The 25992-nt window shown below is 59.6% G+C and carries 27 protein-coding genes and 1 pseudogene; 20 read left to right on the top strand and 8 right to left on the bottom strand.

Going from position 1 to position 25992, the window contains the following annotated elements:
- Entirely contained in the window at window positions 1-387 is a 387-nt protein-coding gene (locus tag ACZ1HJ_RS17680; protein ID WP_472719952.1) for a DUF983 domain-containing protein, read from the bottom strand.
- 241 nt (window positions 388-628) lie between these two features.
- Here ACZ1HJ_RS17680 and ACZ1HJ_RS17675 point away from each other — a divergent pair, with 241 nt between their 5' ends.
- The 4 genes from ACZ1HJ_RS17675 to ACZ1HJ_RS17660 all read left to right on the top strand — a co-directional run bounded on the left by ACZ1HJ_RS17675 (window position 629) and on the right by ACZ1HJ_RS17660 (window position 2633).
- Window positions 629-1117, top strand: coding sequence for an EF-hand domain-containing protein (locus tag ACZ1HJ_RS17675; RefSeq protein ID WP_472719951.1), 489 nt, complete (start codon window positions 629-631; stop codon window positions 1115-1117).
- A gap of 61 nt (window positions 1118-1178) precedes the next feature.
- Window positions 1179-1757: an RNA polymerase sigma factor gene (locus tag ACZ1HJ_RS17670; protein ID WP_472719950.1), complete on the top strand. Its 579-nt coding sequence runs from the start codon at window positions 1179-1181 to the stop codon at window positions 1755-1757.
- Window positions 1750-2121, top strand: coding sequence for a hypothetical protein (locus ACZ1HJ_RS17665; RefSeq protein ID WP_472719949.1), 372 nt, complete (start codon window positions 1750-1752; stop codon window positions 2119-2121). Before ACZ1HJ_RS17670 ends, ACZ1HJ_RS17665 begins: the two co-directional genes overlap by 8 nt.
- Window positions 2121-2633: a periplasmic heavy metal sensor gene (locus tag ACZ1HJ_RS17660; RefSeq protein WP_472719948.1), complete on the top strand. Its 513-nt coding sequence runs from the start codon at window positions 2121-2123 to the stop codon at window positions 2631-2633. The genes ACZ1HJ_RS17665 and ACZ1HJ_RS17660 overlap by 1 nt, the downstream gene beginning before the upstream one ends.
- Before the next feature lie 31 nt (window positions 2634-2664).
- Here the strand turns inward: ACZ1HJ_RS17660 and ACZ1HJ_RS17655 are convergent, their stop codons facing one another.
- On the bottom strand, window positions 2665-4047 hold the full coding sequence (locus ACZ1HJ_RS17655; protein ID WP_472719947.1) for a diguanylate cyclase: 1383 nt from the start codon (window positions 4045-4047) through the stop codon (window positions 2665-2667).
- A gap of 87 nt (window positions 4048-4134) precedes the next feature.
- On the opposite strand from ACZ1HJ_RS17655, the gene ACZ1HJ_RS17650 reads away from it, so the two are divergent.
- From ACZ1HJ_RS17650 to ACZ1HJ_RS17625, 6 genes and pseudogenes are all read left to right on the top strand, one after another.
- A complete protein-coding gene (locus tag ACZ1HJ_RS17650; protein WP_472719946.1) occupies window positions 4135-4419 on the top strand; it encodes a DUF3572 domain-containing protein in 285 nt (94 codons plus the stop codon).
- Between the two features lie 16 nt (window positions 4420-4435).
- Window positions 4436-5131: an HAD family hydrolase gene (locus ACZ1HJ_RS17645; RefSeq protein WP_472719945.1), complete on the top strand. Its 696-nt coding sequence runs from the start codon at window positions 4436-4438 to the stop codon at window positions 5129-5131.
- Window positions 5128-6024: a DMT family transporter gene (locus ACZ1HJ_RS17640; protein ID WP_472719944.1), complete on the top strand. Its 897-nt coding sequence runs from the start codon at window positions 5128-5130 to the stop codon at window positions 6022-6024. Before ACZ1HJ_RS17645 ends, ACZ1HJ_RS17640 begins: the two co-directional genes overlap by 4 nt.
- Before the next feature lie 91 nt (window positions 6025-6115).
- Window positions 6116-7678 (top strand): trimethylamine methyltransferase family protein, encoded by a 1563-nt coding sequence (locus tag ACZ1HJ_RS17635; protein WP_472719943.1) that lies wholly within the window; start codon window positions 6116-6118, stop codon window positions 7676-7678.
- Window positions 7679-7870: 192 nt separating this feature from the next.
- Window positions 7871-9223 (top strand): annotated as a pseudogene (mgtE, locus tag ACZ1HJ_RS17630) (magnesium transporter); the annotation flags it as partial.
- The gene (locus ACZ1HJ_RS17625) at window positions 9220-9777 is read left to right on the top strand and encodes a 5-formyltetrahydrofolate cyclo-ligase (protein WP_472719942.1); all 558 of its coding nucleotides are present in this window, start codon (window positions 9220-9222) and stop codon (window positions 9775-9777) included. The pseudogene mgtE and the gene ACZ1HJ_RS17625, both read left to right, overlap by 4 nt.
- Window positions 9778-9807: 30 nt before the next feature.
- Here the strand turns inward: ACZ1HJ_RS17625 and metG are convergent, their stop codons facing one another.
- From metG to ACZ1HJ_RS17600, 5 genes are all read right to left on the bottom strand, one after another.
- The gene (metG, locus tag ACZ1HJ_RS17620) at window positions 9808-11520 is read right to left on the bottom strand and encodes a methionine--tRNA ligase (protein WP_472719941.1); all 1713 of its coding nucleotides are present in this window, start codon (window positions 11518-11520) and stop codon (window positions 9808-9810) included.
- Window positions 11521-11578: 58 nt separating this feature from the next.
- A complete protein-coding gene (locus ACZ1HJ_RS17615) occupies window positions 11579-12802 on the bottom strand; it encodes an MFS transporter (protein ID WP_472719940.1) in 1224 nt (407 codons plus the stop codon).
- Between the two features lie 72 nt (window positions 12803-12874).
- Window positions 12875-13432, bottom strand: coding sequence for a YceI family protein (locus ACZ1HJ_RS17610; RefSeq protein ID WP_472719939.1), 558 nt, complete (start codon window positions 13430-13432; stop codon window positions 12875-12877).
- A 45-nt stretch (window positions 13433-13477) separates the two neighbouring features.
- On the bottom strand, window positions 13478-14074 hold the full coding sequence (locus ACZ1HJ_RS17605) for an ImuA family protein (protein ID WP_472719938.1): 597 nt from the start codon (window positions 14072-14074) through the stop codon (window positions 13478-13480).
- A 106-nt stretch (window positions 14075-14180) separates the two neighbouring features.
- Window positions 14181-14444 (bottom strand): hypothetical protein, encoded by a 264-nt coding sequence (locus ACZ1HJ_RS17600; RefSeq protein WP_472719937.1) that lies wholly within the window; start codon window positions 14442-14444, stop codon window positions 14181-14183.
- A 199-nt stretch (window positions 14445-14643) separates the two neighbouring features.
- On the opposite strand from ACZ1HJ_RS17600, the gene ACZ1HJ_RS17595 reads away from it, so the two are divergent.
- From ACZ1HJ_RS17595 to ACZ1HJ_RS17570, 6 genes are all read left to right on the top strand, one after another.
- Window positions 14644-15117, top strand: coding sequence for an OsmC family protein (locus ACZ1HJ_RS17595; protein WP_472719936.1), 474 nt, complete (start codon window positions 14644-14646; stop codon window positions 15115-15117).
- A gap of 39 nt (window positions 15118-15156) precedes the next feature.
- Complete coding sequence (locus ACZ1HJ_RS17590; protein WP_472719935.1) at window positions 15157-15969, top strand: TIGR00282 family metallophosphoesterase; 813 nt, start codon at window positions 15157-15159, stop codon at window positions 15967-15969.
- Window positions 15966-16907: a DMT family transporter gene (locus ACZ1HJ_RS17585; protein WP_472719934.1), complete on the top strand. Its 942-nt coding sequence runs from the start codon at window positions 15966-15968 to the stop codon at window positions 16905-16907. Before ACZ1HJ_RS17590 ends, ACZ1HJ_RS17585 begins: the two co-directional genes overlap by 4 nt.
- Window positions 16907-18685: an SLC13 family permease gene (locus ACZ1HJ_RS17580; protein WP_472722231.1), complete on the top strand. Its 1779-nt coding sequence runs from the start codon at window positions 16907-16909 to the stop codon at window positions 18683-18685. Before ACZ1HJ_RS17585 ends, ACZ1HJ_RS17580 begins: the two co-directional genes overlap by 1 nt.
- Before the next feature lies 1 nt (window position 18686).
- Window positions 18687-19592 (top strand): DMT family transporter, encoded by a 906-nt coding sequence (locus ACZ1HJ_RS17575; protein WP_472719933.1) that lies wholly within the window; start codon window positions 18687-18689, stop codon window positions 19590-19592.
- Between the two features lie 347 nt (window positions 19593-19939).
- Window positions 19940-21292, top strand: a complete 1353-nt coding sequence (locus ACZ1HJ_RS17570; RefSeq protein WP_472719932.1) for a matrixin family metalloprotease — start codon at window positions 19940-19942, stop codon at window positions 21290-21292.
- A gap of 121 nt (window positions 21293-21413) precedes the next feature.
- On the opposite strand, the gene ACZ1HJ_RS17565 is transcribed toward ACZ1HJ_RS17570, so the two are convergent.
- Window positions 21414-22316, bottom strand: a complete 903-nt coding sequence (locus tag ACZ1HJ_RS17565) for a LysR substrate-binding domain-containing protein (RefSeq protein ID WP_472719931.1) — start codon at window positions 22314-22316, stop codon at window positions 21414-21416.
- A gap of 91 nt (window positions 22317-22407) precedes the next feature.
- On the opposite strand from ACZ1HJ_RS17565, the gene ACZ1HJ_RS17560 reads away from it, so the two are divergent.
- Genes ACZ1HJ_RS17560 through ACZ1HJ_RS17545 form a run of 4 tightly spaced genes read left to right on the top strand, consistent with a single transcriptional unit; the run spans window position 22408 to window position 25989 of the window.
- On the top strand, window positions 22408-22932 hold the full coding sequence (locus ACZ1HJ_RS17560) for a flavin reductase family protein (RefSeq protein WP_472719930.1): 525 nt from the start codon (window positions 22408-22410) through the stop codon (window positions 22930-22932).
- 18 nt (window positions 22933-22950) lie between these two features.
- Window positions 22951-24411: a 4-hydroxyphenylacetate 3-hydroxylase family protein gene (locus ACZ1HJ_RS17555; protein ID WP_472719929.1), complete on the top strand. Its 1461-nt coding sequence runs from the start codon at window positions 22951-22953 to the stop codon at window positions 24409-24411.
- An 11-nt stretch (window positions 24412-24422) separates the two neighbouring features.
- Window positions 24423-25565 carry an aromatic ring-hydroxylating oxygenase subunit alpha gene (locus ACZ1HJ_RS17550; protein ID WP_472719928.1) on the top strand — a complete coding sequence of 381 codons (1143 nt, stop codon included), beginning with the start codon at window positions 24423-24425 and terminating at the stop codon, window positions 25563-25565.
- Between the two features lie 10 nt (window positions 25566-25575).
- Window positions 25576-25989, top strand: coding sequence for a RidA family protein (locus ACZ1HJ_RS17545; RefSeq protein WP_472719927.1), 414 nt, complete (start codon window positions 25576-25578; stop codon window positions 25987-25989).
- Window positions 25990-25992 lie beyond the last annotated feature (3 nt).

The following is a 25992-nucleotide window of genomic DNA, read 5'->3' as shown; positions in this document are numbered from 1 at the left end:
TCAGGCTTTTTTCCCAAACCCATGCATGTGGCGCGCCCATTGGAACGCCACGATGGCCCCTTTCAGTCGGGGCAGAAGGTACAGTGACAAAGCGACCGCGCCAAGGGACAAAACCGTTGCAAAAACCAGCGGTTCCGGGCGGAAGCGGGTAAAGCCCATATGAATGACCGGTGCCATCACATGACCGACGATCAGAATGGTCAAATAGGCCGGGCCGTCATCCGCACGGTGATGCGACAGGTCCTCACGGCACACGGTGCAGGTATCACGGACCTTGAGATAACTTTTGAGCATCGGGCCACTGCCGCAATTGGGGCATTTCCGGCGAAAACCCCTGCGCAAGGCGGGCCAAAGCGCGCGTTCTTCGCGTGTCAGCGTCTCTTCCATGGTGTCGCCCTTGCTGTGCCGCCGGGAGTGTTCGTGCAGCGTATATCAGGTGATGGAACATTACATTAAAGGGGTGAAGGATGCCTTGCGGCGCGATGTCGCAAAGCGGACGTTACGGGCATCGAAAAAATTCTGCACATCCGCGACGGAATTCTCCGGGCCCTGCGTAAAAGCCAATATGACCCGGCATGAAGACCGGGTTGGGGCAGCTAACGCAGATCAACATGACGGAGAAACCTGAATGAAAAATACCCCCCTTATCGCCGCACTGGGCCTTGCGATCATCGCCGGAGGCGCGGTTGCCTCGAATGATGCGACCGGTGGCAAACATCATCGTCCGCATCACAGTTTTGAAGAATTGGATGCCAATAATGATGGCGGTGTCACGCCCGATGAAATGGCCGCTCACATGCAGGCGCGGTTCCAAAGTGCAGATACCAATGGTGACGGTCTTTTGACACAAGAAGAGCTTGTGGCGCGCGCCAGTGAAAATCGCAAGAAACGGGCCGCCAAGCATGTGACCCGCATGATTGAGCGCCATGATACGGATGGCGATGGCGCATTGAGCATGGAAGAGATGACCAAGCGGCATGAAGGCAAGTTGTTTGCCCGTTTGGACACGGATCAAAATGGTTCGGTGACCAAGGAAGAATTTGACGCAATGCGCGCCAAGCATAAGGACCACAAGCGCAAAGGGCATGATCGCAAAGCGCCCGAAAGCGTGGAATAAACATGGATCTGGGGCAGGGGCGTGTGGTGCCTGCCCCCTTGCGGTTTGACGGACAGGGGTTATGCCACTGGATGCCATGAGTGAAGAAAGTGATGAGGCCTTGTTGATGCGATATGCGGCAGGTGATCAGGCGGCGGCGCGTGCGTTGACCCTGCGCCTGACGCCACGCGTCTATGCCCATGCGTGCCGGATGTTGGGTGTGCCGGCCGAGGCCGAGGACGTGACGCAGGATGCGCTGATGCGGCTCTGGCGGATTGCGCCCGATTGGCGCCAAGGCGAGGCGCAGGTGACCACATGGCTTTACCGTGTGGTGGCCAATTTGTGTACGGACCGGCTGCGCAAGGCGCGGTCGGTGGCGTTGGATGCCGTACCTGAGCCGCCCGATGACACGCCGGGCGCCGCGGAGGGCCTGCAACAGCAATCGCGGGCGGCGGCGTTGCAAGCAGCACTTGGCCGGCTGCCCGAGCGGCAACGGCAGGCGGTGATCCTGCGCCATCTTGAGGGGTTGGCGAACCCCGAGATTGCCGCAATCATGGATATCAGCCTTGAGGCGGTCGAAAGCCTGACGGCGCGGGGCAAACGGGCGTTATCCGCCGATCTTGCGGGTAAACGTGAAGAACTGGGGTTTATGGATGACTGACAAAGAAAACCAATTCAAAGAGTTAGAAGGCTTGTTTCAGGCATCCTTGGAAGAAGCGCCCCAGCCGGATGAGGCGTTGATGGCTCGGGTTATGGCAGATGCCGAAGCGGTGCAGCGTGGCTTTGGCGCGCGGGTTACGCCAGCAGTTCAGGCGGGTCTTTGGCAGGATGTGCTGACTGTTCTGGGCGGCTGGCGGGCGATGGCTGGCCTGGCCACGGCAGCGGCAACCGGGGTCTGGCTGGGCGCGTTCCCCCCGGGTTTTTTGCCGGATGCCACAGATGCCTATCTGGGCGTGAGTGATACGGGATATCTGATCGACACAGCCCCAGGATTGAGCTTTGATCTGGTCGAGGAGGCGCTGTGATGACGCAAGAGGACCAGCCAACGGCAAACAGCCCCAAGCGGTGGGTGCGCGTGTTGCTGATCGCCTCTCTGGCGCTGAATTTCCTGATCATTGGCACGGTGGGCGGGGTATTGCTGACCTGGTCGAAGGGCAACGCACATCATCCCCCGCGCCTTGATCTGGCCAGCGGCCCCCTGACCAAAGCCCTGACCCGGGAAGACCGCCGCGCGATTGGGCAAGAGATGCGTCAGGCGTATAAAAACGGCGATCTGCCGCGGGCGAATCTGCGCCGCGAAATGTGGGATTTGGTGGCCGATATCCGTCGGGAGCCCTTTGAGGCGAGTGTCGTGGAAGAGCGTTTGTCGCGTTTGCGCACCGTGATCAATGCTCGGTACGATCTGGGGCATGCGCTGTTGTTGGACAGGTTGCAGGATATGACGCCGCAGGAAAGATCGGTTTATGCGGACCGACTGGATGAGGTCATGAAACGGCAATCCGCCGGGCGGGACAAACGTAAGCAGAAAGAGCAATAACTCTTTTTATTCAATACTATACGCGCCTGTGTCAGGCGGCTGTGCGCTCGCTCAGGGTGAAGGTGTTGCGCCCATCGGCCTTGGAGCCGTAAAGCGCGCGATCGGCATGTTCCAGCAATGCGTCGACGCTTGGCATGGCCCCGTCGGCATCATTATGTCCCATGGCCACGCCAACGCTGACCGTCACGGTGATTGGTTCTTCCTGGCAGGGCACGGTGATTGGCGTGCGTTGGATGATCCGGCAGAGCCTGCTGGCGGTCTGGCTGGCTTGTGCCCGCGATGTATCTGGGGTGACGATCAGAAATTCTTCGCCGCCGATGCGGGCGATCAGATCTTCATCGCGCAGATTGGCGCGCAGGGTTTCCGCAACGCGTGTCAGAACGGCATCGCCTGTGGCATGGCCATATTGATCGTTGACCTGTTTGAAATGATCCAGATCGGCCACCATCACGGCAAAACTGCGTTTTTCCGTGCGCGTCAGACGATCCAGGAAGGGAAGGGCGTAGCGACGATTGTAGAGCCCGGTCAGCGGGTCAATCACGGCGGCTTGCAGGCCGATATGCAATTGATCGCGCATTTCATCGGCGCTTTGTTTCTGTTCAAGCTGTTTGGTTATGCGCAACACCAGCTCTTCGGAGGTGACGTCCCCGCAGACCACATCATTGGCGCCCATATCCAGCGTGGTTGATGCCAACCGGCTGAGTTCATCGGGTAAAAGCGCAATGATCGGGCAGGTGCGGGTCGCCGGGGCTACGCGCAGTTCGGCCATCAGGCGCAAGCCATACTCGCTGCCAGCGGCATCGAATTTCAGAACAAAAATATCGGGTTGCACGGCATCGCGTGACATGGCGCCCGCACTTTCGGCGGACATGGCCTGGAACTCGTGGCCTGTCACACCGGTGACTGCGGCGCGCAGCCGCGAAGCATCCGCCGCGTCGCGGGCGACAAGTGCAATTTTGCCGGGACGGGCGAAAGCCTGTTGTGATTCCGCAAACCCAAGAGCGCTTGCGGTGCCCGCATGCAGTTTCAGGTCATGGTCCATGTGGCGTTGGCGCAAAAGGCTGCGCAGACGGGCCAGCAACAGGGATTCTTCGACAGGTTTGGTCATAACTTCGTTGGCACCGGCCTGAAGGGCGTTGATCCGGGCCTCTGGCGTATCTTCAGCCAGGATCAGAACAACCGGGACGTCCGCGGCGTCTTCGCTGGCGCGGATTGCGCGCAAAAAGGAGGTACTATCGAAGTCCGAAAGGTCCGTACTGGCGAGGATAAGGTCCGGCTGGCATTGCTCGATAAGGCTTAACGCTTCCTGGCCGTTTCGGGCCTGATACACGTCGTAATAGGCGGCCGACAGCTTAACCTTCAAAACGATGCGATTTGTCGCCAACTCGTCTATGATCAGAATCTTTCCTGACATGGGGTGCGGTGCCTTTCTGACTTGCCCCTTCCGTAACGGGAATATCCATGTCAGAAGTTAAGAAAACCTTTCTGGAATTTCAGACTGATGAACAATGCGCAGCAATCTGCCGAAACCCTTGCTCTGCAGTGTTTTGCGTGGCTGGCCGGTAACGAGGAATTACTGCCGGTCTTTATGGGTGCCTCCGGGGTCAGCGAAGACGATTTACGCGCCGGGGCGCAAGATCCTGATTTTCTTGGTTCTGTGCTGGATTTCGTGATGATGGATGATGCGTGGGTGATTGAATTTTGCACCGCACAGGGCCTTCCCAATGACAGCCTGATGCGCGCCAGAATGGCGCTTCCGGGCGGCGAACAGGTGAACTGGACATAAACAAAAGGAAAACATTTTGGCAACAAAGGTTGACGGCCTCCTTTTTGACAAGGATGGCACATTGTTTGATTTCCACACGACTTGGAGCACCTGGGCCGGGCATGCCATCCGCGATCTGGCACAGAATGATGCCGCCACGATCACCCGTCTGGCGAGCGCGTTGCATTATGACCTGGTGGCCGAGGAATTCCTGCCCACAAGCCCGATGATCGCGGGCACCAACCGCGAGGGGGCGGAGCTGATCGCGCGCGAGCTGCCCAACCGCGACGCGGACGAAATCGAGCATTACCTGATGATGACCGCCTCGGAAGTGTCGCAGGCACCCGCGGTGCCGCTGGCGCCTTACCTTACCAATCTGTCCGCGCAGGGCATCAAACTGGGCGTGATGACCAATGATGCGGAATATTCGGCGCGGTCACATTTGCGCTCGGCAGGGATCGTCTCGCATTTTGATTTTGTTGCCGGGTTTGATTCCGGTTTCGGGGCCAAACCCTCGCCGGACCCGCTGTTGGCCTTTGCCCGCGCAATGGCGTTGCCGCCGGAGCGGGTCGCCATGGTGGGGGACAGCACCCATGATCTGATCGCGGGGCGCGCGGCGGGCATGCAGACGATCGGCGTTTTGACCGGATTGGCCGAAACACCGGAGTTGGAACCCTATGCCGATGTGATATTCCCCGATATCGGTCATATCCCGGCCTGGCTCGCCGCATGACGGATGCCTCACGTTTTGGCTTGGCGCTGGCGTTTTTTGGCACGCTGGTCCTGACATTTGACGCGATGCTCATGCGCCTGTCGGAAATGGACGGGCTGCAGATGACGGCATGGCGGGGCCTTTGCATGGGCGGCGTGTTGATCGCACTCTGGCTGGCACAAAGCCGCACGCACCGGGCGGATACACGCCATTGCACGACCCGGGCGGGGATCACGATCATCATCTGCCAATTCTTCAATTCCCTGCTGTTTTGCCTGGCAATTGCTGTGGCACCGGTGGCCGTGGTGCTGTTTGGTCTGGCCTCGGTTCCGGTTTTTTCAGCGATATTTGCCTGGTTGATCATCGGCGAGCGTACGCCGGCGACCACCTGGATTGCGATTGCATTGGTGATTGCAGGCATAGGTGTGGCCGTGTCGGGCAAGGCGGATGGCGCGGCGGGGCTGGATCTGGCATCGCTCGCGGGGGCGGTTCTGGGGCTTGGCGTGGCGGTTGTGCTGGCGCTCAACTTTGTGACGTTGCGGGCGCGTCCTGAATTGCCAATCGCGCTTTTGATCGGGTGCGGCGCGCTGCTTTCGGGTGTGACGTCGTTGTTGATCATCGGGCCTTTGGCGATGACGCAGGGCACGATCTGGCCCATGGCCATCACCGGCGCGATCATTTTGCCGTTGTCATTCTTTTCACTGTCGCTGGCGGCACGCTATACCCACGCATCAAATGTCAGCCTTCTTATGCTGCTCGAGACCGTGTTGGCCCCCTTCTGGGTCTGGCTGGTGATTGGCGAAACCCCAACAGGACGGATGGTTCTGGGCGGGGCCATCGTGATCATCAGTCTTGCGGGGTATCTGATGTTGATGGGGCGACAATCGACGGCCGAGGATCAAATGAACACCTGACAACAAAAACGACAGGTTACGTCGCAAAGCGGCATTTCGTTGCGCATATCTGGTGCTTCCATGTGGGGAGACAGCGGCCGGAGGGCAGATCATGGCAACCGAAACCAAACGCAGAAAACGCAGCGGCGGGCGGGCAGGGAGCGCCGAGCGGCGCGGATCAGCCGCCATCGAACAGATGCCATGGAGCCCGCCGATCAACACGGACCGCCCGACCGAACCGCTCACCGAAGAGGGGATTCAGGCGATCCATGAAGGTGCCATGCGCATCCTCGAAGAGATCGGGATCGAGTTTCTGAACGAAGAAGCGGTCGAGGTTTTGCGCGGCTCGGGCGGCTGTACGATCAACGGTGAAAACGTCCGCATGGGCCGTGATTTCGTGATGGAAATGGTGGCCAAGGCCCCGAGCCAATGGACGATCACGCCGCGCAACCCGGCGCGCCAGATCACCATCGGGGGCAACCACTTGAATTTCGGTAACGTCTCCTCGCCGCCCAGCTATTGGGATATGGAGATTGGCAAGAAGGTGACGGGCACACGAGACATGTGCCAGAACCTGTTGAAACTAAGTCAATATTTCAATTGCATCCATTTCGTCGGTGGCTACCCGGTGGAGCCGCAGGACATTCATGCCAGCATCCGGCATCTGGACGTGCTCTATGACAAGCTGACGCTGACCGACAAGGTGGCGCATGCCTATTGTCTGGGCAAGGAGCGGGTTGAAGACGTGATGGAGATGGTGCGCATCGCGGGCGGGCACACGGATGCCGAATTCGAATCTGGCCCGAAGATGTACACCAACATCAACTCCACCTCGCCGCTCAAACATGACTATCCCATGCTGGATGGCTGGATGCGTCTGGCGCGGCGCAATCAGGGTCTTGTGGTCACGCCCTTTACGCTGGCCGGAGCGATGGCCCCTGTCACCATGTCCGGCGCGGTGGCACAGTCCTTGGCGGAAGGGTTGGTGGCCGTCGTGCTGGCCCAGATCATCCGTCCGGGTGCCTGCTGCGCGATCGGCACGTTTACCTCGAACGTGGATATGAAATCTGGCGCACCCGCCTTTGGCACGCCCGAATACATGCGTGCGACGCAGATGACCGGCCAACTGGCCCGGTTCTACAATCTGCCGATGCGGGCCAGCGGGGTCTGTGCGGCCAACGTGCCGGACGGACAGGCGATGTGGGAGACCTCGAACAGCCTTTGGTCCGCGGTGCAGGCAGGCGCACATATGGTCTATCACGCGGCGGGGTGGCTTGAGGGCGGGCTGATCGCCAGCCCCGAAAAATTCGTGATGGACTGCGAGATTCTGCAGCAAATTCAGCGCTATATGGATCCGATGCTGACGGCCACAGGCCCCGATGAAATTGCTGTGGATGCGGTCAAGGAGGTGGGCGATCAGGGCCATTTCTTTGGCATCCAGCACACGCAGGACCGCTATACTACGGCGTTTTACCAGCCCTATCTCAGCGATTGGCGCAATTTCGAAGCCTGGGAGGCGGCAGGCGGTGTCTGGACAGCGCAGCGCGCGCATCAGACCTACAAGGACATTATCGCCAGCTTTGAGGCCCCGCCGATGGATGCCGCGATCCGCGAGGAACTGGCTGCCTTTGTTGAGCGACGCAAGTCGGAGGGCGGCGCGCCTACGGATTTCTGACGCCACGCAAGGTTAGCCAGAAATTGGCCCGTGATCCTGCCTATTTTCGTTGTTTTCCCGGGGGTGTTTCAGTAATCCTCGACACAAGCGCGGAAAGGAGGGGCACATGGCTGGCGAACATGACCAAAAAGACCCCGACGAAAACCGTGTAGACACCCCCCAGAGGGCCGGTCTGAGGATCAGGCCGATACACGGGACGATGATGCCTACGCGCTTGATCCGCAGGCTGTTGCCCGGATCATTCAGGCCGTCGATCAGGATGACCAGCAACTGCTCTGGCAGGAGATGGAACCGCTGCACGCGGCCGACATTGCCGACCTTCTGGAGCAGATCAACGCCTTTGACCGCCGACGTCTGGTTGCCCTTTATGGTGAGGAGTTTGACGGTGATCTGCTGACGGAGCTTGATGAAAGCATCCGTGAAGAAGTGATTGCGATCCTGCACCCTGAGGTTCTGGCCGATGCGGTGCGTGAGCTGGAATCGGATGACGTTGTCGATCTGGTCGAGGATCTGGAAGACCACCAGCAAGAGGCCATTCTGGAGGTTCTGGAAGACAGTGACCGGGTCGCCGTCCGGCAATCGCTGACCTACCCGGAATATTCCGCGGGCCGTTTGATGCAGCGCGAAGTGGTGATGGCGCCTGAGCATTGGAATGTCGGCGAAGCCATTGATTACATGCGGGATCAGGACGATTTGCCGGATCAGTTTTATCATATCGTGCTGGTCGATCCGCGGCTGCGTCCGGTGGGGAATGTGATGCTCGGCAAGGTCATGGCATCGCGTCGTGAGGTTCTGTTGAACACGATTGTGGAGGAGACCTTCCACATCATCCCGGTGGCCCAGGATGAAGAAGATGTGGCCTATGCCTTTAACCAATACCACCTGATCTCTGCGCCCGTCGTCGATGAAAGCGAGCGGTTGGTGGGGGTGATCACCATAGATGACGCCATGGTGGTGCTGGATGAAGAACACGAAGAGGATATCCTGCGTCTGGCGGGGGTGGGCGAAAGCAATCTGAGCGACAAAGTCATCGACACGACGAAGCGCCGCTTTCCTTGGCTTGCGGTCAATCTGGTGACGGCAATATTGGCGTCGCTGGTGATTGCGCAGTTTGAAAACACGATTTCGCAATTTGTCGCGCTGGCCGTGTTGATGCCGATCGTGGCGTCCATGGGTGGCAATGCAGGGACCCAGAGCCTGACCGTTGCGGTGCGGGCGATTGCCACGAAAGATCTCACATCCGCCAACGTCTGGCGGGTGATCCGGCGGGAATGCATGGTGGGTCTGATCAATGGCGTGATCTTTGCCGTTGTGATGGGCATTGTGGGTGTTTTGTGGTTTGGCGGGCCGGAGCTCGGCTACATCATCGCGGCGGCGATGGTGATCAATCTGGTTGTCGCGGGATTTGCCGGTACGGTCATCCCGGTGGTGTTGAACCGCATGGGGATTGATCCGGCATTGGCCTCGGGTGCGTTTGTCACAACTGTCACGGATGTGGTTGGTTTCTTTGCCTTTTTGGGCCTTGCGGCGATGGTCCTGTTATGAGCGATCTGCAGGCCCGCAAGGATGCCGCGCGCAAGGCGGCCTTTGCCCGGCGCAAGGCGGCGCATGCCGCAGGTGGCACTGGCCGCGCGGGGCTGTTGTCGGGGGTGTTGGCGGGTTACCGCGGCGTGCCGATGTCGGGCTTCATGCCCATCCGGACCGAGATCAACCCGCTGCCCGCGATGGAGGAGGCCGCCGCCCATGGCCCCGTGGGGGTGCCGGTGATTGAAGCCGCCGGAATGCCGTTGATGTTTTCACGGTGGGAGCCCGGTTGCGCGCTCAAGGATGGCCCGTTTGGCGCCCAGATTCCGGCGGTGGATGACTTCTTTGAGCCGGAAATCGTGATCGTGCCCCTTGTCGCGTTTGACCGTCAGGGCGGACGGCTGGGCTATGGCGGTGGGTTCTATGATCGCACGTTGGAATTGTTGCGATCGCGCCGCCCGACCTTGGCGATCGGATTTGCCTATTCCGCACAGGAGGCGACAGATTTGCCGTTGGAGCCCACGGATCAGCCGCTCAACATGATGGTCACCGAAGACGAGGTCATCACGTTTTAAGCCGGGGCGAGCACGGGCGGCGGTGTTGGATCAGCTGCGCGTGCCCGAAAACTGCTCCTGCCAGGCTTCGCGATCTTCATCAGCGATTTTAGCAAAGAGCACATCCGGCACGCTGAAAGCGTGGCCTGCGGGCAGGGTCGTCAGGGCTGCGCTTACATCATCGGGCCATGTTTCATCTTCGGTTTGCATCGCGGCACGCATGGCGGCGGCGGCATCAGGGATAAATGGCGCGCTCAGCACGGCGTAAAGCCGAATGAGGTTGAGGGCCAGGCGGATTTGCATGGCGGCAGTGTCCGGGTCTTCCTTGAAAACGGTCCAAGGGGCGGCGGATTGCAGGTATTCGTTCCCCGCCACCCAGATCGCACGCAGTTCATTGGCGGATTTGCGCACCTCCATCGCCTCCATATGGCCCTCATAGGCGCGGATGCGGGTGGTCAATTCGGTGATCAACGCTTCTTCCTGCGCGCCAAAGCTGCCGCCTGATGGCACCTCTTCGCCAAATTTCGAGCGACAGAATTTGGTGACGCGGCTGACAAAGTTGCCCAGCACATCCGCCAGATCCTTGTTGACCGAGCTCTGGAAATTTTCCCAAGTGAATTCACTGTCACTGCTTTCGGGGGCGTGGCTGAGGAGCCACCAGCGCCAGTAATCCGATGGTAGTATTTCCAGCGCATGGTCCATGAATATCCCGCGGCCCTGGGACGTGCTGAACTGACCACCATCGTAGTTCAGATAGTTGAAAGATTTGATATAATCCACAAGCTTCCATGGCTCACCGCTGCCCAGAATGGTCGAGGGGAAGCTGAGCGTGTGGAAGGGCACGTTATCCTTGCCCATGAACTGCGTATAGGTCACGTCATCGGCGCCTTTGTCGGTGCGCCACCAGCGTTCCCAATCGGTTCCCTTGCCTGCGTCCTGCCATTCCTGTGCGCATGCGATGTATTCAATCGGCGCGTCGAACCAGACGTAAAAGACCTTGCCCTCCATGCCCGGCCAGTCCTGATCGCCGCGTTTGACCGGCACACCCCAATCCAGATCGCGGGTGATGCCGCGGTCGCGCAACCCATCACCGTCGTTCAGCCATTTCTTGGCAATGGATGTCGTCAGGATCGGCCAGTCTGTCTTGCTGTCGATCCAGGCGTTCAGCTCATCGCGCATCTGGCTCTGGCAGAGATAGAGATGCTTGGTTTCGCGCACTTCCAGATCGGTGGAGCCGGACACGGCACTGCGCGGCTCAATCAGGTCGGTCGGGTCAAGCTGCTTGGTGCAGTTTTCGCACTGATCCCCGCGCGCCTTGTCATATCCGCAATTGGGGCAGGTGCCCTCGATGTACCGATCGGGCAGAAACCGGCCATCGGCATTGGAATAGACCTGCTTTTCGCTGACTTCCCGGATCAGGCCCGCGTCATGCAGACGTCCGGCAAAATGCTGGGTCAGGGCGCGGTTCTGCGCGCTGGATGAGCGGCCAAAATGGTCAAAGCTGAGACGGAACCCCTGACCCAGCTTGTCCTGCACCTCCCACATCTCGGCGCAATAGTCCGCCACCGGTTTTCCGGCCTTGGCAGCGGCAAGTTCTGCGGGCGTCCCATGTTCATCAGTGGCACAAAGAAACAGCACCTCATGACCGCGCCCGCGCAGGTAGCGCGCGTAGAGATCCGCAGGCAATTGCGAGCCCACCAGATTGCCCAGATGTTTGATCCCGTTGATATAGGGAATGGCCGAAGTGATCAGATGTCGTGCCATGAATCGCCTGCTTTCGTATCGCGTTGGCGCCCCGTTTACCGCAGCTTGCGGGGCAGTGCTAGCGCTTGTCGCGCAACCGGCTGGTCAGGCGGCCCAGGGTAAAGCTGGTGCGCGGGCTCCAGATATAAGGTGTGCGTTCGGTGCGGGTGTCGCGGGCCTTCATGCGCACGAGGCTGAAGAAGACGAGCAGCAGGTGCCCGACAGCGATCATCACGAACATGGCAGGCGGGCCGTAGGCGTCAATGAGTTTCGAGGCCAGCAAAGGCGCGGCAATGGCCCCAAGCGCGTAGAAAAACATCAGCGCGGCGGACAGTTCCACCCGTTGTGAATTGTCGGCGAAGTCGTTTGCGTGGGCGGCGGAGATGGAGAAGATCGGGAACGTCGTCAGCCCGAAGAAAAACGCCGCGATCATCACGCCATTGGGGCCAAGCCCTTCGGCAAAGGCGCTCACCGCGCAGCTGATCACAGCGGCGGCGGAAAGGCCGATCAGCACATGGCGTCGGTCATAACGATCCGCGAGCCACCCGGCGGGGTATTGCGCCAAAGCACCGCCGAGAACAAAGGCGGCCAGGAACCAGGCAATTTGTTCGACCTGAAGGCCGACCTGTTGGCCATAAACCGGGCCCACCATCCGGAAGGACGCGCTGGAAAGAGCTGCAACCAGCACGCCGGCGGCTGCGAGGGGTGAGCATTCCAGCAGAAGCTTTGGCCGCAGTCGCGGCGCGGCAGGCGTTTCGGGTTGCGATGCCTTGGTCAAGGTCAGCGGTAAGAGCGAGGCGCAACAGACGATAGCGAGAAGGTTGTAGGAGACGTAAGAGGCAGGTTCCAATACGGAAATCAGCATTTGGGCGGCCAGGGATGCCCCCATATCCGCCACGCGGTAGGCCCCCATGGCGCGCCCGCGTGTTTTGTTGGTGACCTTGGCGTGCAACCAGGCTTCGATCACCGTGTAGCACCCGGCCACGCACATGCCCGACGCGATCCGCATCACCGCCCAGGCATAGGCATCAATCCAGAGCATATGCGCCAAAAGCCCGATGGCGCCCGCCGATGTGAAGGTTGCGAATGCGCGCGAATGGCCGACGCTGCCCATCAGGCGCGGCGCCCACCAGCAGCCGATGAAAAAGCCGAAGAAATGCGCCGAGCCGAGGAGGCCGATCTCTGCGGTACTGAAGCTGAGCGCCAGCCCTGAGATCGCATCGAGCGGCCCGACGCCGCCGGTCGAAAGCTGCAACAGGATCACGGACAGAAAGAGGGCGGCAAAGGAAATCAGCGTGCGCATAATGCGCCCACCATGTCACCCCCGTTGGGACGTGCCAGCAGTTAATCGACAAATCCGTGTCGTTTTAGGGTGTTACTTGTTGATCCGTGCCATGATCCGCAATCCGATCGTGTCACCAACCAGAGCGCTGTAGCCTGCGGCCCCGAACGCGCTGCGGCTGACCTGACCGGTCAGCTCGATCAGAAGATTGCTGCGATCGGTCACTTCGGTGCCGCGTTGGCGAAAGAGACGGGCATCGAGCGTGGTGGGCCGGGTGACACCGCGAATGGTGAGATCACCGGTGATGCGGGCGCCGCGCAGGTCGCCTTCGATCCGGGTGGATCGGAAATGGATTTCGGGGTGGGTGTTTGTGTCCAGCACCTTGCGGCTTTTCATCGCTTCGGTGGCAAAGATAAATCCGGCGCGGGCGGCATCGGCATTGAGGGTCACCAGAACACGGCTGGCGGGCACATCATCGAGGTCGAGCAACAGATCAGCCGAAATGACGGGCATCTGGCCGGTTTTCGCGGTGCCCTCGAAATCATAGGTGAAGTCGACGCTCGATCGTGCGGCGTCCAGTCGGTAGCTTTCGGGTCCGGCCAAAACAGCGCTGGGCAGAAGACAGAAAAGAATGAGGATGAGTCGTTGCATGCAGGATAGATAGGCGTGGAATTTTTACCTGCCGCCAACGCTTTGTCACGTTTGCGTCAGGTGCCAGTTCTTGGGCCGCCCTGTCAGGCGCCAGCTTCTTGTCGGATCGGTGCGCGCGCGGCGGCGCTCCAGCGTCCAGGCGCGCTGTTCCGGGGTATGGGCCGGGGCCATATGCCAACGGGTTTCCACCCCCGCCGCCCCGCCATCCCCGGGGGTCAGGATGATGCCCAACGGAGTGCACTTGCCTTGCCCCGCGCCGGTTTCGGCCGCCAGATGCAGGCGGCGCACGGCGGTCAGGCTGGGCGGGCCGGGAATATCGCCGATGACCAAGGGCACCGAGCCACTGCGCAGCACCTCCTCCAGCGTCCAGAGCACATCTTCGGCGCGTCCGGGTGAGAGAAAGGTAAACCGTTCCGGCCCGGCAAAGCCGACCATGCCATCGGGGTTCAGCTGGTCGGCCTGCCAGGCGGGTGTGATCCAATAGACAGGCCCCTTCGTGGCAGCCGCCACCAGCATGGCGAAGGTGCGCCGCGCCGGGCCACACACCTCATGCAGGCGTTTGAGGGTTAGCGTCACATCCCCCAGAACCGGCAAGGCGGGGGCTACATGATGGGAACGGCGGGACAGGGTTTGCGCAGTCATGGGCGTGACTTTACAATGTTCTTATTTTGTTCTCAAGTGGTCTGCGCCAGATAACCGAATTGTCTTTTGGAAAAAAGCGGCGATAGAGAGAGCCAATAGACGAGATCTAAATGTGCTCAGCGATCCAATCGTTGGTTCCAGAAAAGGCCTTTGTGTAAGAAGGTTTTTTCGCGAACTCGACGACCATCAATTTATCGTCGTCATCCAGTAAACTAGCCAAGTGATTCTTAACTTCCAAGGCTGTGTTGTCGATAGACAAAAACCACTGCGAAAACTGTACCTTTACGGTGTCAAGTTCTTTGAGTCTCTGAATAAGAGCGCCATAGTCCTTCTCTTTAACAAGGTCGTAGGTAATGCTGAAAAGTGCCATCTAAATCTCCTTAAGTGCAGAGACTCGTATATGGTTATTCTTTTTGGATTTTCAAACATTCAGTTGCTGATCTGCGCTATTCCAAACGGTATTTCAGGCAAGCAATGTGGACCTTTTCCACGCCCCGCATGTTGCATCTCGGGGCGAAGCTTTTACAACTGCGCCCAAGGCGCGATGCGCTGTAAAAAGGATCCTTGCCATGGCTGAACATGACTATACCGCCCGCGTTGTCTGGACCGGAAATCGGGGGCAGGGGACAACCAGCTACCGCGCCTATGACCGCACATGGAATGTCGAAACGCCGGGCAAGCCGGTGATACATTGCTCCAATGACCCGCTTCTGGGGGGTGATCCGACCCTGCATAACCCCGAAGATATGCTGATTGCGGCGCTGAGCGCGTGTCACATGCTGTGGTATCTGCATCTGGCCAGCACGGCGGGCATAGTCGTGCAATCCTATGTGGATGATCCACTGGCGGTGGGCGAGACCGACAAGACCGGCGCCAGCCGATTTCTGCGCGCCACGCTGAGGCCGCAGATCACCGTGCCCGAGGGCACTGATCTGGCCCGTGCGGATGCCATCCATGGCGACATCCACAAGACCTGTTTCATCGCCAGATCGGTTAATTTTCCGGTTGAATACGAGGCCCAGTATCTGACACCGGACGCTTAGGGCTTGCACGCAGAAGCGCTGCCGCCTACGGCTGGTGCCATGAAGATATTGTTTTTGGGCGATGTTATGGGCCGGGCCGGCAGGACGGCTGTGGTCGAGAGGCTCCCGCGACTGCGCGAGGACTGGCGTCTGGATTTCGTGGTCATCAATGGCGAAAACGCCACCGGGGGCATGGGATTGAGCGGCGCCCATGCCAAGGTTCTGCTCGAGGCGGGTGCGGATTGCATCACCCTGGGCGACCACGCGTTTGACCAAAAAGACATGCTGCAATTCATCGAAACCGAGCCGCGTATCCTGCGGCCGTTGAACTATGCCAAGGGGGCGCCTGGGCGGGGCCACCGGGTGTTTGCCGACAAACGCGGGCGCAAGATACTGGTGACGCAGGCCTTGGGGCAGGTGTTCATGAAACGCGCCTTTGATGATCCGTTTTCCGCCGTTGACGCGGTCTTGCGCGCGCATCCGGTGGGCGGTGCCGTCCAGGCGGCCCTGGTGGATATCCATTGCGAGGCCACAAGCGAGAAGATGGGCATGGGCCATTTCTGCGACGGTCGCGCCAGTGTGGTGGTGGGCACCCACACGCATATTCCCACGGGCGATGCACAGATCCTGCCCGGCGGTACCGGGTTTCAGGCGGATGCGGGCATGTGCGGCGACTATAACAGCGTCATTGGTATGGACAAAGCCGAACCGATGCGTCGCTTTGTGACCGGCATGCCCAAGGGACGGTTTACGCCCGCGCTTGAGGCGGCGACGCTTGCGGGTCTCTACATCGAAACCGACGACAAGACGGGTCTGGCCACGCGCGTTCAGATGGTTCGCCAGGGTGGCCGGCTCGAGCAAGCCGGGCCATGAACACGTCGCTATATGGGATATTGTTTCTCATGGGAGCGGGGTGGGGGCTGTCTGTCCCGCTCTCGAAAATTGCGGTCAGCACCGGCCATCAGCCTTTTGGCCTGATCTTCTGGCAATTGGTTGTTGTCGTGCTGGTTCTGGGTGCGATCTGCATCATCCGCGGCAAAAAGGTGGAGTTGGGTCGGCAATACTGGCGGCTGCTGATCATGGTGGCACTGACAGGTGCCGTGATGCCGGATGTCTTCTTTTATCTTTCCGCGGCCCGGCTGCCCGGCGGTGTCATGTCGATCATCATCTCCAGCGTGCCGATGTTTTCATTGCCCATCGCGCTGGCCATGGGCAACGAAAACTTTGCATGGCGCAGGCTCTTTGGGCTGGCGGTCGGCCTCAGCGGGATCCTTCTGCTGATGGGCCCCGAGGCGAGCTTGCCGGACCCCGCGATGGCGGCCTTTGTGCCGATTGCCCTGCTGGCGCCGCTCCTCTATGCGACCGAGGGCAATCTGGTGGCAAAATGGGGTACCCAAGGGCTCGATTCCGTGCAGGTCATTCTGGGCGCGTCCATCGTTGGTCTTATCCTGGTCTTTCCGCTGGCACTGGTGTCGGGCCATTGGATCAACCCGCTGGCCGGGTTTGGCATCGCCGAATGGGCCCTTGTGGGGGCGGCGGTGCTGCACGCCATCACCTATGCTGCCTATGTCTGGATGGTAGGGCGCGCAGGTTCGGTCTTTACCGCGCAAACCAGTTACCTGGTGACCGGCTGTGGTGTGGTCTGGTCAATCCTGCTGTTGAACGAAAGCTATTCGGGCTATGTCTGGGCCGCCCTGGGCCTCATGTTGATGGGCATGTTTCTGGTGCAACCCCGGCGGAGTATCCTGCTTGCTCCCGGCCTTGGCATGGAGGACACTGAGACGAGACCGCAAAGGGACCGATCAGTGTGATCCAGTATCTTGATCTTTCACAGACGACGCAGGGCCTGCTGGCTTTAGGCGTTGTGGCGTTGATGTTCATCCTCTTTGTGCGCGAATCCTATCCGACCGAAGTGGTGGCCATCACCGGTGCCGCATTGCTGTTGGCGATGGGGCTTTTGCCCTATGACGATGCGCTTGCGGTATTGTCGAACCCGGCGCCCTGGACAATTGCGGCGATGTTTATCGTGATGGGGGCCTTGGTGCGCACCGGCGCGCTGGATGCCTTCACCTCGGTCGCGGATCGACAGGCGCGGGTGAACCCGAAAATGGCAATCGCAATGCTGCTGGTATTTGTGGTGATCTCGTCCGCATTTGTGTCCAACACGCCGGTCGTGGTGGTCATGATCCCGGTCTTTGTGCAACTGGCCCGGTCCTTGGGCATTCCCGCGTCCAAATTGCTGATCCCGCTCAGCTATGCGGCCATTCTGGGCGGCACGCTTACATTGATCGGCACCTCGACCAACCTGCTGGTGGACGGCGTCGCACGGGCCGAAGGTCTTGAACCGTTTTCGATTTTCGAGGTCACCCCTCTGGGCATCGCTTTGGTGGCCTGGGGCGCGATCTACCTGCGCTTTGTCGGGCCATATCTGCTGCCTGCGCGTGACAGCATGGCGGATATGCTCTCGGACCGCTCCAAGATGAAGTTCTTTACCGAGGCGGTTGTGCCACCGGATTCGAACCTGATTGGTCGCGAAGTCACCGGTGTGCAGCTCTTCAAGCGCGAAGGTGTGCGTCTGGTCGATGTGATCCGCGGGGATTTGTCCCTGCGGCGTAATCTCAAGGGCGTTGAACTGCAGGTCGGTGACCGGGTGGTTTTGCGCACCCAGATGACCGAGCTTCTGAGCCTGCAGCGCAACAAGAGCCTCAAGCGGGTGGATCAGGTGTCTGCCGTGGAAACCACGACGGTGGAGGTGCTGATCACGCCGGGTTGCAAGATGGTGGGCCGATCCCTGGGGTCGCTGCGCCTGAGGCGGCGCTACGGGGTCTATCCGCTGGCCGTGCATCGGCGAAACCAGAACATTGGCCGGCAATTGGATGATCTGATCGTCCGGGTGGGTGATACGCTTCTGCTCGAAGGTTCAGCCGAAGACATCCAGCGGCTGGCGCGCGATATGGATTTGGTCGATGTCTCGCAGCCTTCGGCACGTGCCTATCGGCGGGGCCATGCGCCCATCGCCATTGCCGCGCTTGTCGGCATTGTCGCGCTGGCGGGTTTTGGCGTGGCACCGATTTTCTTTCTGGCCATCCTTGCCGTGGCCCTCATTTTCCTGACCCGCTGCATTGACGCGGATGAGGCGTTTTCCTTTGTCGATGGCCGTCTGCTGGCGCTGATCTTTTCCATGCTTGCCGTGGGGGCGGCACTTCAGGCCTCGGGCGCGGTCAAACTGATCGTGGATGCCATCGCACCGGCGCTTTCGATGCTACCGGGCGTGTTGGTGGTCTGGGCGATTTATCTGCTGACCTCGGTCCTGACGGAGCTGGTCAGCAACAATGCTGTGGCCGTCGTGGTCACCCCGATTGCCATCGGGCTCGCCGATGCAATGGGCATTGATGCGCGGCCCTTGGTGGTGGCCGTCATGGTGGCGGCAAGCGCAAGTTTCGCTACGCCAATCGGCTATCAGACCAACACGCTGGTTTACGGGCCCGGTGGATATCGCTTCACCGATTTCATGCGTGTTGGCATCCCGTTGAACCTGACGGTGGGGATGCTGGCCAGTTTCTTTATCCCCATGATCTGGCCGCTCTGAGATGCAGACTGAACCCGTCTCGCGCCCGGGCTGGGGTGTCTTCTGGATGATCATCACCGGCGCGCAGTTTGTCGGGGTGACCGTGTTGGTCAAAACCATGGGCACGCGCATCCCGGCGCCAGAGGCTGCGTTCCTGCGTTACGCCTTTGGGTTGATCTTTTTCATCCCGATGATTGGCTCGCTGATGCGCCAACAATTCGACCGGCAGCTTTGGATGATGTTCACCGTGCGCGGCATTGCCCATACCGGGGCGGTGGCGTTGTGGTTTTATGCCATGGCACGCATCCCGATCGCGGATGTGACGGCGATGAACTATCTGTCGCCGATCTACGTCACCTTGGGTGCCGCGCTCTTTCTGGGCGAAAAACTGGCGCTTCGGCGGGTGCTGGCGATCTGTGCGGCTCTGATTGGCACGCTGATCATTTTGCGCCCGGGCTTTCGCGAGGTGGGATCCGGTCATCTGGCCATGCTCTTTGTGGCGGTCTGTTTTGGGGTGTCGTACCTGCTGGCGAAATTGATGACCAACCGCGTGAGCCCCGCCGTTGTGGTGGCGATGTTGTCGATCATCGTGACCATTGGCCTGACACCGCTGGCCTTGATGAATTGGGTCACGCCCACTCTGACCGAGGCGGCATTGCTGTTTGGCGTGGCTTGCCTTGCGACCGGTGGGCATTACACGATGACGATGGCCTTTGCCGCCGCACCGCTGGCGGTGACCCAACCGGTCAGTTTTCTGCAACTGGTTTGGGCGGTGCTGGTGGGCTGGCTCTTTTTCAGTGAGGGCGTGGATGTCTTTGTCATCCTCGGCGGCACGGTGATTGTGGCATCTGTCAGCTTCATCAGCTGGCGCGAGATGGTCCTCAAACGTCAGGCCGTGACACCCAATCCGTCCGCCACGAAAGTGTAGCGGCGCTGCGTTTCCAGGCGCTTTTTCCTACCGCCCCGACAGAATCGCCCAATTTCCAGCACAACCGATTCGTCCCAAAAACGCGACGCGGCCCAAGTGTGGCAAGCCGGTTTTTTGCCTAAGGTCCTTAAATTTGTGCCTTTTTTCATGGGCTGAACCACGGATTAGGGCAAAGCTGTGGCGTTGCGATCAAATTTCGGCCTTTATTGGGCGTTAACCTTTTTTAGGCCAGCGGGGGGACCGCCGGAAAATTGGGGGTGCAACGGGATCGCCGTTGAGCATGAGATTGCTGCTGTCTCTGGACGCTATTTCTTTGCTTGGCTGCGACTAGCATCGAGGTGTCTGAAGTGGCAAACGTGGTCGGAACGAAATGGGGATCAAGTCAGCTTGGTACAGCGGGCGGTACAGTAACATGGAGCATTGCTGCTGCAGGGACTGATATTACGCGGTTTGGTATCGAGACTGAACAATCCGTCTCAGGAAACAGTTTCCTGAGCTATGACTTTGAACAGGTCATTGCGGATCAATTCGCGGAATGGTCCAAATACGGTGATATCGAATTTCAGCAAGTGGCTGATCAGGGCGGTGCTGCGGGTACAGGCGTTGACGCCGACATCCGCATCTACTTTGGTGCCATTCCCGGTGGCACAGCGGGCTATGCATTCTATCCATCATCCTGGGGTTCGGCGATTGCGGGCGACATTCTGCTCGACACAATTGCACAGTTTGAAAACGACCCGGCGCTGTTTGCCGCCGTTGTGTTGCACGAGATTGGCCACGCTCTCGGTCTGGGTCATGTCAGTTCGGATTCGATCATGACACCAACCGTCCGCAAGATCGGCCTTCAGGCTGACGATATTGCGGGCATTCAGGAAATTTACGGCGTTCAGGATGACACCGGCGGACAACATGCCGATGGCTGCGATTGCCCCTCTTGCTGCACCGATGGCAATGAAGATGGTCATAATCACGATGACCAAACCACCGGTGAAGATCAGACTAACAACGACACTAACACCAACAACGACGACACCACCAACGACGATACCACCAATAACGATCACAACCATGATGGCCATGATCACAACCATGACGGTCACGATCACACCCACGGCGAAGATGATGCACCGCCGGATATGCCGATGTTGGATGGCGACAATACGAGCAACAAGATTATCGCAACAGACGGTGCCGACGTGATGAACGGCATGGGCGGCGATGATACGCTCAAAGGCAAAGAGGGTGCCGATACGCTCAACGGCGGCAATGGTGATGACAAGCTGAAAGGCGGTCGTGACAATGACGTGCTGTCGGGTCAGGGCTCCAACGACACTGTTGTCGGGAACCGTGGCGAAGATCGTCTGAACGGCGGTCAGGGCGACGACAAGCTCAAGGGCGGCATGGGTGATGACACACTCAACGGCGGCACGGGCGATGACAAGCTGATCGGCCAGGCCGGCAGCGATGTGTTCCAGTTCGCCGATGGCCATGGCAACGACACGCTCAAGGGTTTCGATGCGCTGGACGATGCTGAAAAGATCGATTTCTCGGGTGTAAGCGCGTTGCAGAACCTCTCGGATGTTCTGGCGGCGACCACTCAGGACGGTAACCACCTGTTGATCGATACCGGTGGTGACAACTCGATCTATCTCAAGAACGTTCGGCTTGCCGATCTCGATGTGAACGACTTCCTGTTCTGATCGAACGCTCTACAGAATTGTGCCGCGTCGGGGTGAAAATCCGGCGCGGCATTTTCGTGTCTGCTGGTATGGAGTTCTGTCCGGCGGGGCCTGCCGCACGGCGGTGCTGTGGCAGACCTTGTCAGGTACCAGCCATCACATCAACGGCGGTTTGTTCGATCTGTGTCATCAGCGCGGTAGGGCGGAGCGACGCAAGGCTGGCCATGACCATGACGCTGGATTGCACCGCGTCCCGCAGCGGGCGGATGGCCAGAGCCGTGCCGTCATACGTGGTATCGCCATCTGGCCGGGTGACCAGAAGCGAATAACCCAGCCCATTGCCCACCATGCCGCGGACCAGTTCGATGGAAGGCGAGGCATGCGCGATGTTCGGGACCAGCCCCGCAGAGGTGAAGAGACCCAGAAAATAATCGTGGCTCGGGGCCACCTCCAACAGGATCAGCGGCTCATCGACCAGATCGGCCAGCGCCACGGAAGACTGAGCCGCCAACGGGTGATCCGCCGACAGTGCGACATAGGGCTCTCGGCGGGCCAACACGACCTTGCGCAAATCATCCGGCAGGTCGATGTCATAGAGCAGCGCCATGTCCAGCTGACCTTCGTAGAGCGCGTCGACAATTCGGTCCTGCGGACCTTCCTGCAACTGCATCTGGATGCCCGGGTGCCGAACGCTGAGCGCCTGGATCAGGCCGGGCAGTACGGTTGGCGCCAAGGTGCTGAAACTGCCCAACCGCACGTCACCGGCCAGGGTGGTGCCGGTCTCCATGGTCTGGCGTTCCAGATCGGTGGCATGGGCCAAAAGGCTGCGGGCGGATTGCAGTATTTTTTCGGCGGCGGCTGTGGCTGTCACGCCCCGCGACTGGTGGCGCAGCAACAGCTGGACGCCCAGTTGGCTTTCCAGCTTGGTGATTGCCACCGAAATCGTGGGCTGCGACACATTCAGCCTTTCCGCCGCGCCGGCCACTGACCGACAATCGATACAGGTCACAAGATATTCAAGCTGGCGCAGGGTAAATCGATGCATGAATTAGTCTAAAACTATTCATATCCTTAAAACAATGAATTTTGCCAAATTCATGGGATGGACTAGGCTGAAACCAGCGGAGGAAGCGATCATGACAATGGCAATGCGCATGCAGAACGGCCCCCTGGACCACGAAGCACCGGACAGGTTTATCGCGGCCATGGCGGGCGCGGCCACGCAGGTCTCTGTGGTCACAACCGACGGCCCCGCCGGGCGCTTTGGCGTCACGGTCAGCGCGTTTTCCTCCGTCTCGGCGGAGCCGCCGCTGGTTCTGGTCTGCATCAACCGGCGCAGCCCTGCAATTGATGCGATCGAGGCGAATAATGCCTTTTGCGTCAATCTCTTGCGCGATGATCAAGCCGATGTTGCCAATTGCTTTGCCGGTCGTCCGGGGGACATTGCCCCGTATGATTTCACCTGCGCCGCGTGGCAGAGCGCTGCAACAGGCGCGCCGGTCCTGACCGGTGCCACAGCCAATTTCGACTGCACGGTCGAGACGACATATGACGCGGGCACGCACCGCATTTTCATCGGGCGCGTTCAGCAGGCGCTGAGCCGCGATGCCGCGCCCTTGGCCTTCTCAAAACGCGCCTATCAGGCGCTGCGACCCCTATAATTTCGAGGACCCGAACACATGATCCGTACTGGAGACGAATACCGCGAATCCCTGAATGATGGCCGCCAGATCTGGATTGGCGGCGAAAAGGTGGACAATCCCTGCACGCATCCGCAGCTCAAGCCTGTGATCGACGTGCGGGCGCGCATCTATGACATGCAGTACGATCCCAAGACGCAGGACGCCATGACCTATGAAGAGCAGGGCGAGCGTTTTGCCATCGGTCTGCGCCTGCCATACGAACAGCAGGATTGGCAGGACAAGCGCGATGCCGTCGACCTGGTGGCCAATGACGTGGGCGGCGTGGTCACGCGCATGGGTGATGAGACCATTGGCGAGATGTGGTCGCTCTGGGATGGCAAGGACATCCTGAACGAAATCGATCCGCGCTTTGCCACCAATATCGAACGGCACATCCACCAATGCATCAAGGATGACCCGTTCCACGTCTCGGCCAATACTGACCCAAAGGGGGACCGGTCGAAGGCGCCGCAGGATCAGGACCCCGACATGCTGGTGCATGTGGTCAAGGAAACCGATGAGGGCATCATCATTCGCGGCGCCAAGTATGAAACTGCGGCCGCCTATTCCAATCAGGCCTTCCTGAAGCCCACGATTGCCAATTGGGGCAATGACAAGCTCAGCGACTATGCACTTGGCTGTATCGTCAAGATGAATGCGCCCGGGGTGAAACATATCTGCCGCACGGGGTTTGCGGGCCGGGCACCTTCGGATGACTATCCGCTGTCGAACCGTGTGGATGAGATTGATACATTAATGATCCTCGATAACGTGTTGATCCCATGGGAAGATATTCTCTTTTACCAACATACCCGCGCCGCGGCATTTATCCGCACCACGCTGCATCGCTATTCGGCCTTCCCGTTTGTTCAGCGCACGCTCAGCTACGCGGATCTGATCATCGGTGCCGCGCTGTGGAATGTGAAGCAGACCGGTCTGGATAAACAACAGGCCGTGCAGGAAAAACTGAGCGAACTGGCCGTGTGGCGCGAAGGCATTGACGCCTTCCTGACCGCATCGATTGCCATGGCCGAGAAAAGCCCAAATGGCCTGCTGATGCCGAACCAGTCCATGCTGATGTCGGGCCGGGTGCATGCGCTGACCAACTTGCCGCGGATGATGCATATGGCCCGCGAACTCTGCGGTGGTCAGATCTGCGTGACGCCGGATGCGGCCACCTTTGCCGCCGCCGATACCAAGCCGTGGATGGACAAGTTCTATTCAATCAACGACGAATGGGTCGCTGATGATCGCCGCAAGCTCCTGAGCCTTGCGCGGGACCTGTTGAATTCGGACTATGCGGGCCACCGCCTGACCTTCCAGCTCTTCGCGCAATCGCCGCCCTTTGCTCAACTGGCCGCTGTTTACCGCAACTTCGACTGGCAGGGGCCATTGGAATTTGCGCACAAGGCGGCGGAACTTTCGGATAATGTCTGGGGCAAAGGCACCAAACACTAGGGGCGGCATCGATGACGCAGCATGACACCACGCTTTCGCCGATGACGGAACTGGCCGAAAATGTCAGCCAGCCGTTTGAACGCGCCCGTGCCATGCCCAAATCGGTCTATACCAGTGACGCGTTTTTGCAGGCCGAGCTTGACCATGTATTCAAGCAGGACTGGTTTTGCGTGACCCGCGCCGATGCATTGCCCAATCCGGGTGATTACACCACGCTGGAACTGGCCGGGCAGCCGATCATGGTGATCCGGGATGGTGACGGACAGCTCCGGGCGCAATCCAATGTGTGCCTGCACCGCATGTCAACGCTTCTGGAGGGGTCCGGCAATACGCGCAGCATCGTCTGCCCTTACCACGCCTGGACTTACAACCTGGATGGCAAGCTGCGCGGCGCGCCCGCGATGACGCTGAATGAAAGCTTCTGCAAGGACAGCTATGCGCTGCCGCAGGTGCGCTGCGAGGAGTGGCTGGGCTGGGTCATGATCACCCTGAACCCCGATGCGCCTGCCGTGTCCGATCAGCTGTCGGGCGTGCAGGAGCTGGTGGGCGATTTCGGGATGGAAGATTATTCCCAGACGTTTTTCGAAACGCACCGCTGGAACACCAACTGGAAGGTGCTGGCTGAGAATTTCATGGAAAGCTACCACCTGCCGGTCTGTCACGCGGGCACGATTGGCGGGTTGAGCAAGCTTGAGGAAATGGTGTGCCCGCCCGGGGAGCCTGCGTTCAACTATCACTGGATCCTGAAGGAGCCGCATTTCACGCTGGCCAATGCACACCCAACGAACACGCGGCTTACGGGCGACCGGCGGCGCATGACCTTCCTGCTGGCGATCTATCCCAGCCTGCTGATCACGCTGACGCCCGGCTATTTCTGGTATCTGAGCCTGCATCCGCACGGGGTGGGGCAGGTTGATATCCGGTTTGGCGGCGGCATGTCGCCGGATTTTGTGAACGATCCCGAGGCACAAAGCCATTTCGAGGCCGTCAAAACGCTCCTGGATGACGTAAACGTCGAAGACAAAGGCTGTACCGAGAAGGTGTATAATGGCCTGTGTTCGGACGTGGCCAAACCGGGACATCTGAGCCATCTGGAACGACCCAATTACGATTTCGCCTGTTATCTCAACGACCGGATCAACCCGGCACATTAGGACTTCGCCCATGATGCACAAACGCATTCGCCCGTTTAACACCAAGGAAACCTATCCGGAGCAAAACCTCGACAATGATCTCAGCCAAGGCGTCGTGGCCAAGGGCACGATGGTGTTTCTGCGCGGGCAGGTAGCTCAGGATCTGGACACCCGCGAAAGCCTGCACACGGGTGACGCGGCCAAGCAAACCGCCAAGACGATGGAAAACATCCAGATGCTGTTGGAAGAGGCCGGCACCACGATGGAGGCCGTCTGCCGGATTGTCGTCTACCTGACCGATATCCGCTACCGCGAGGCGGTTTATCAGGAAATGGGCAAATGGCTGAAGGGCGTGCATCCCTGTTCCACCGGCCTTGTGGTGCCCGCGCTCGCCCGCCCCGAATGGGTGGTCGAGATCGAAGTCACCGCCGTGATCCCTGATTGAGGC

It is taken from the genome of Roseovarius sp. JB2-10 (assembly GCF_055693585.1).
This window is presented reverse-complemented; position numbering and strand designations above follow the sequence as displayed.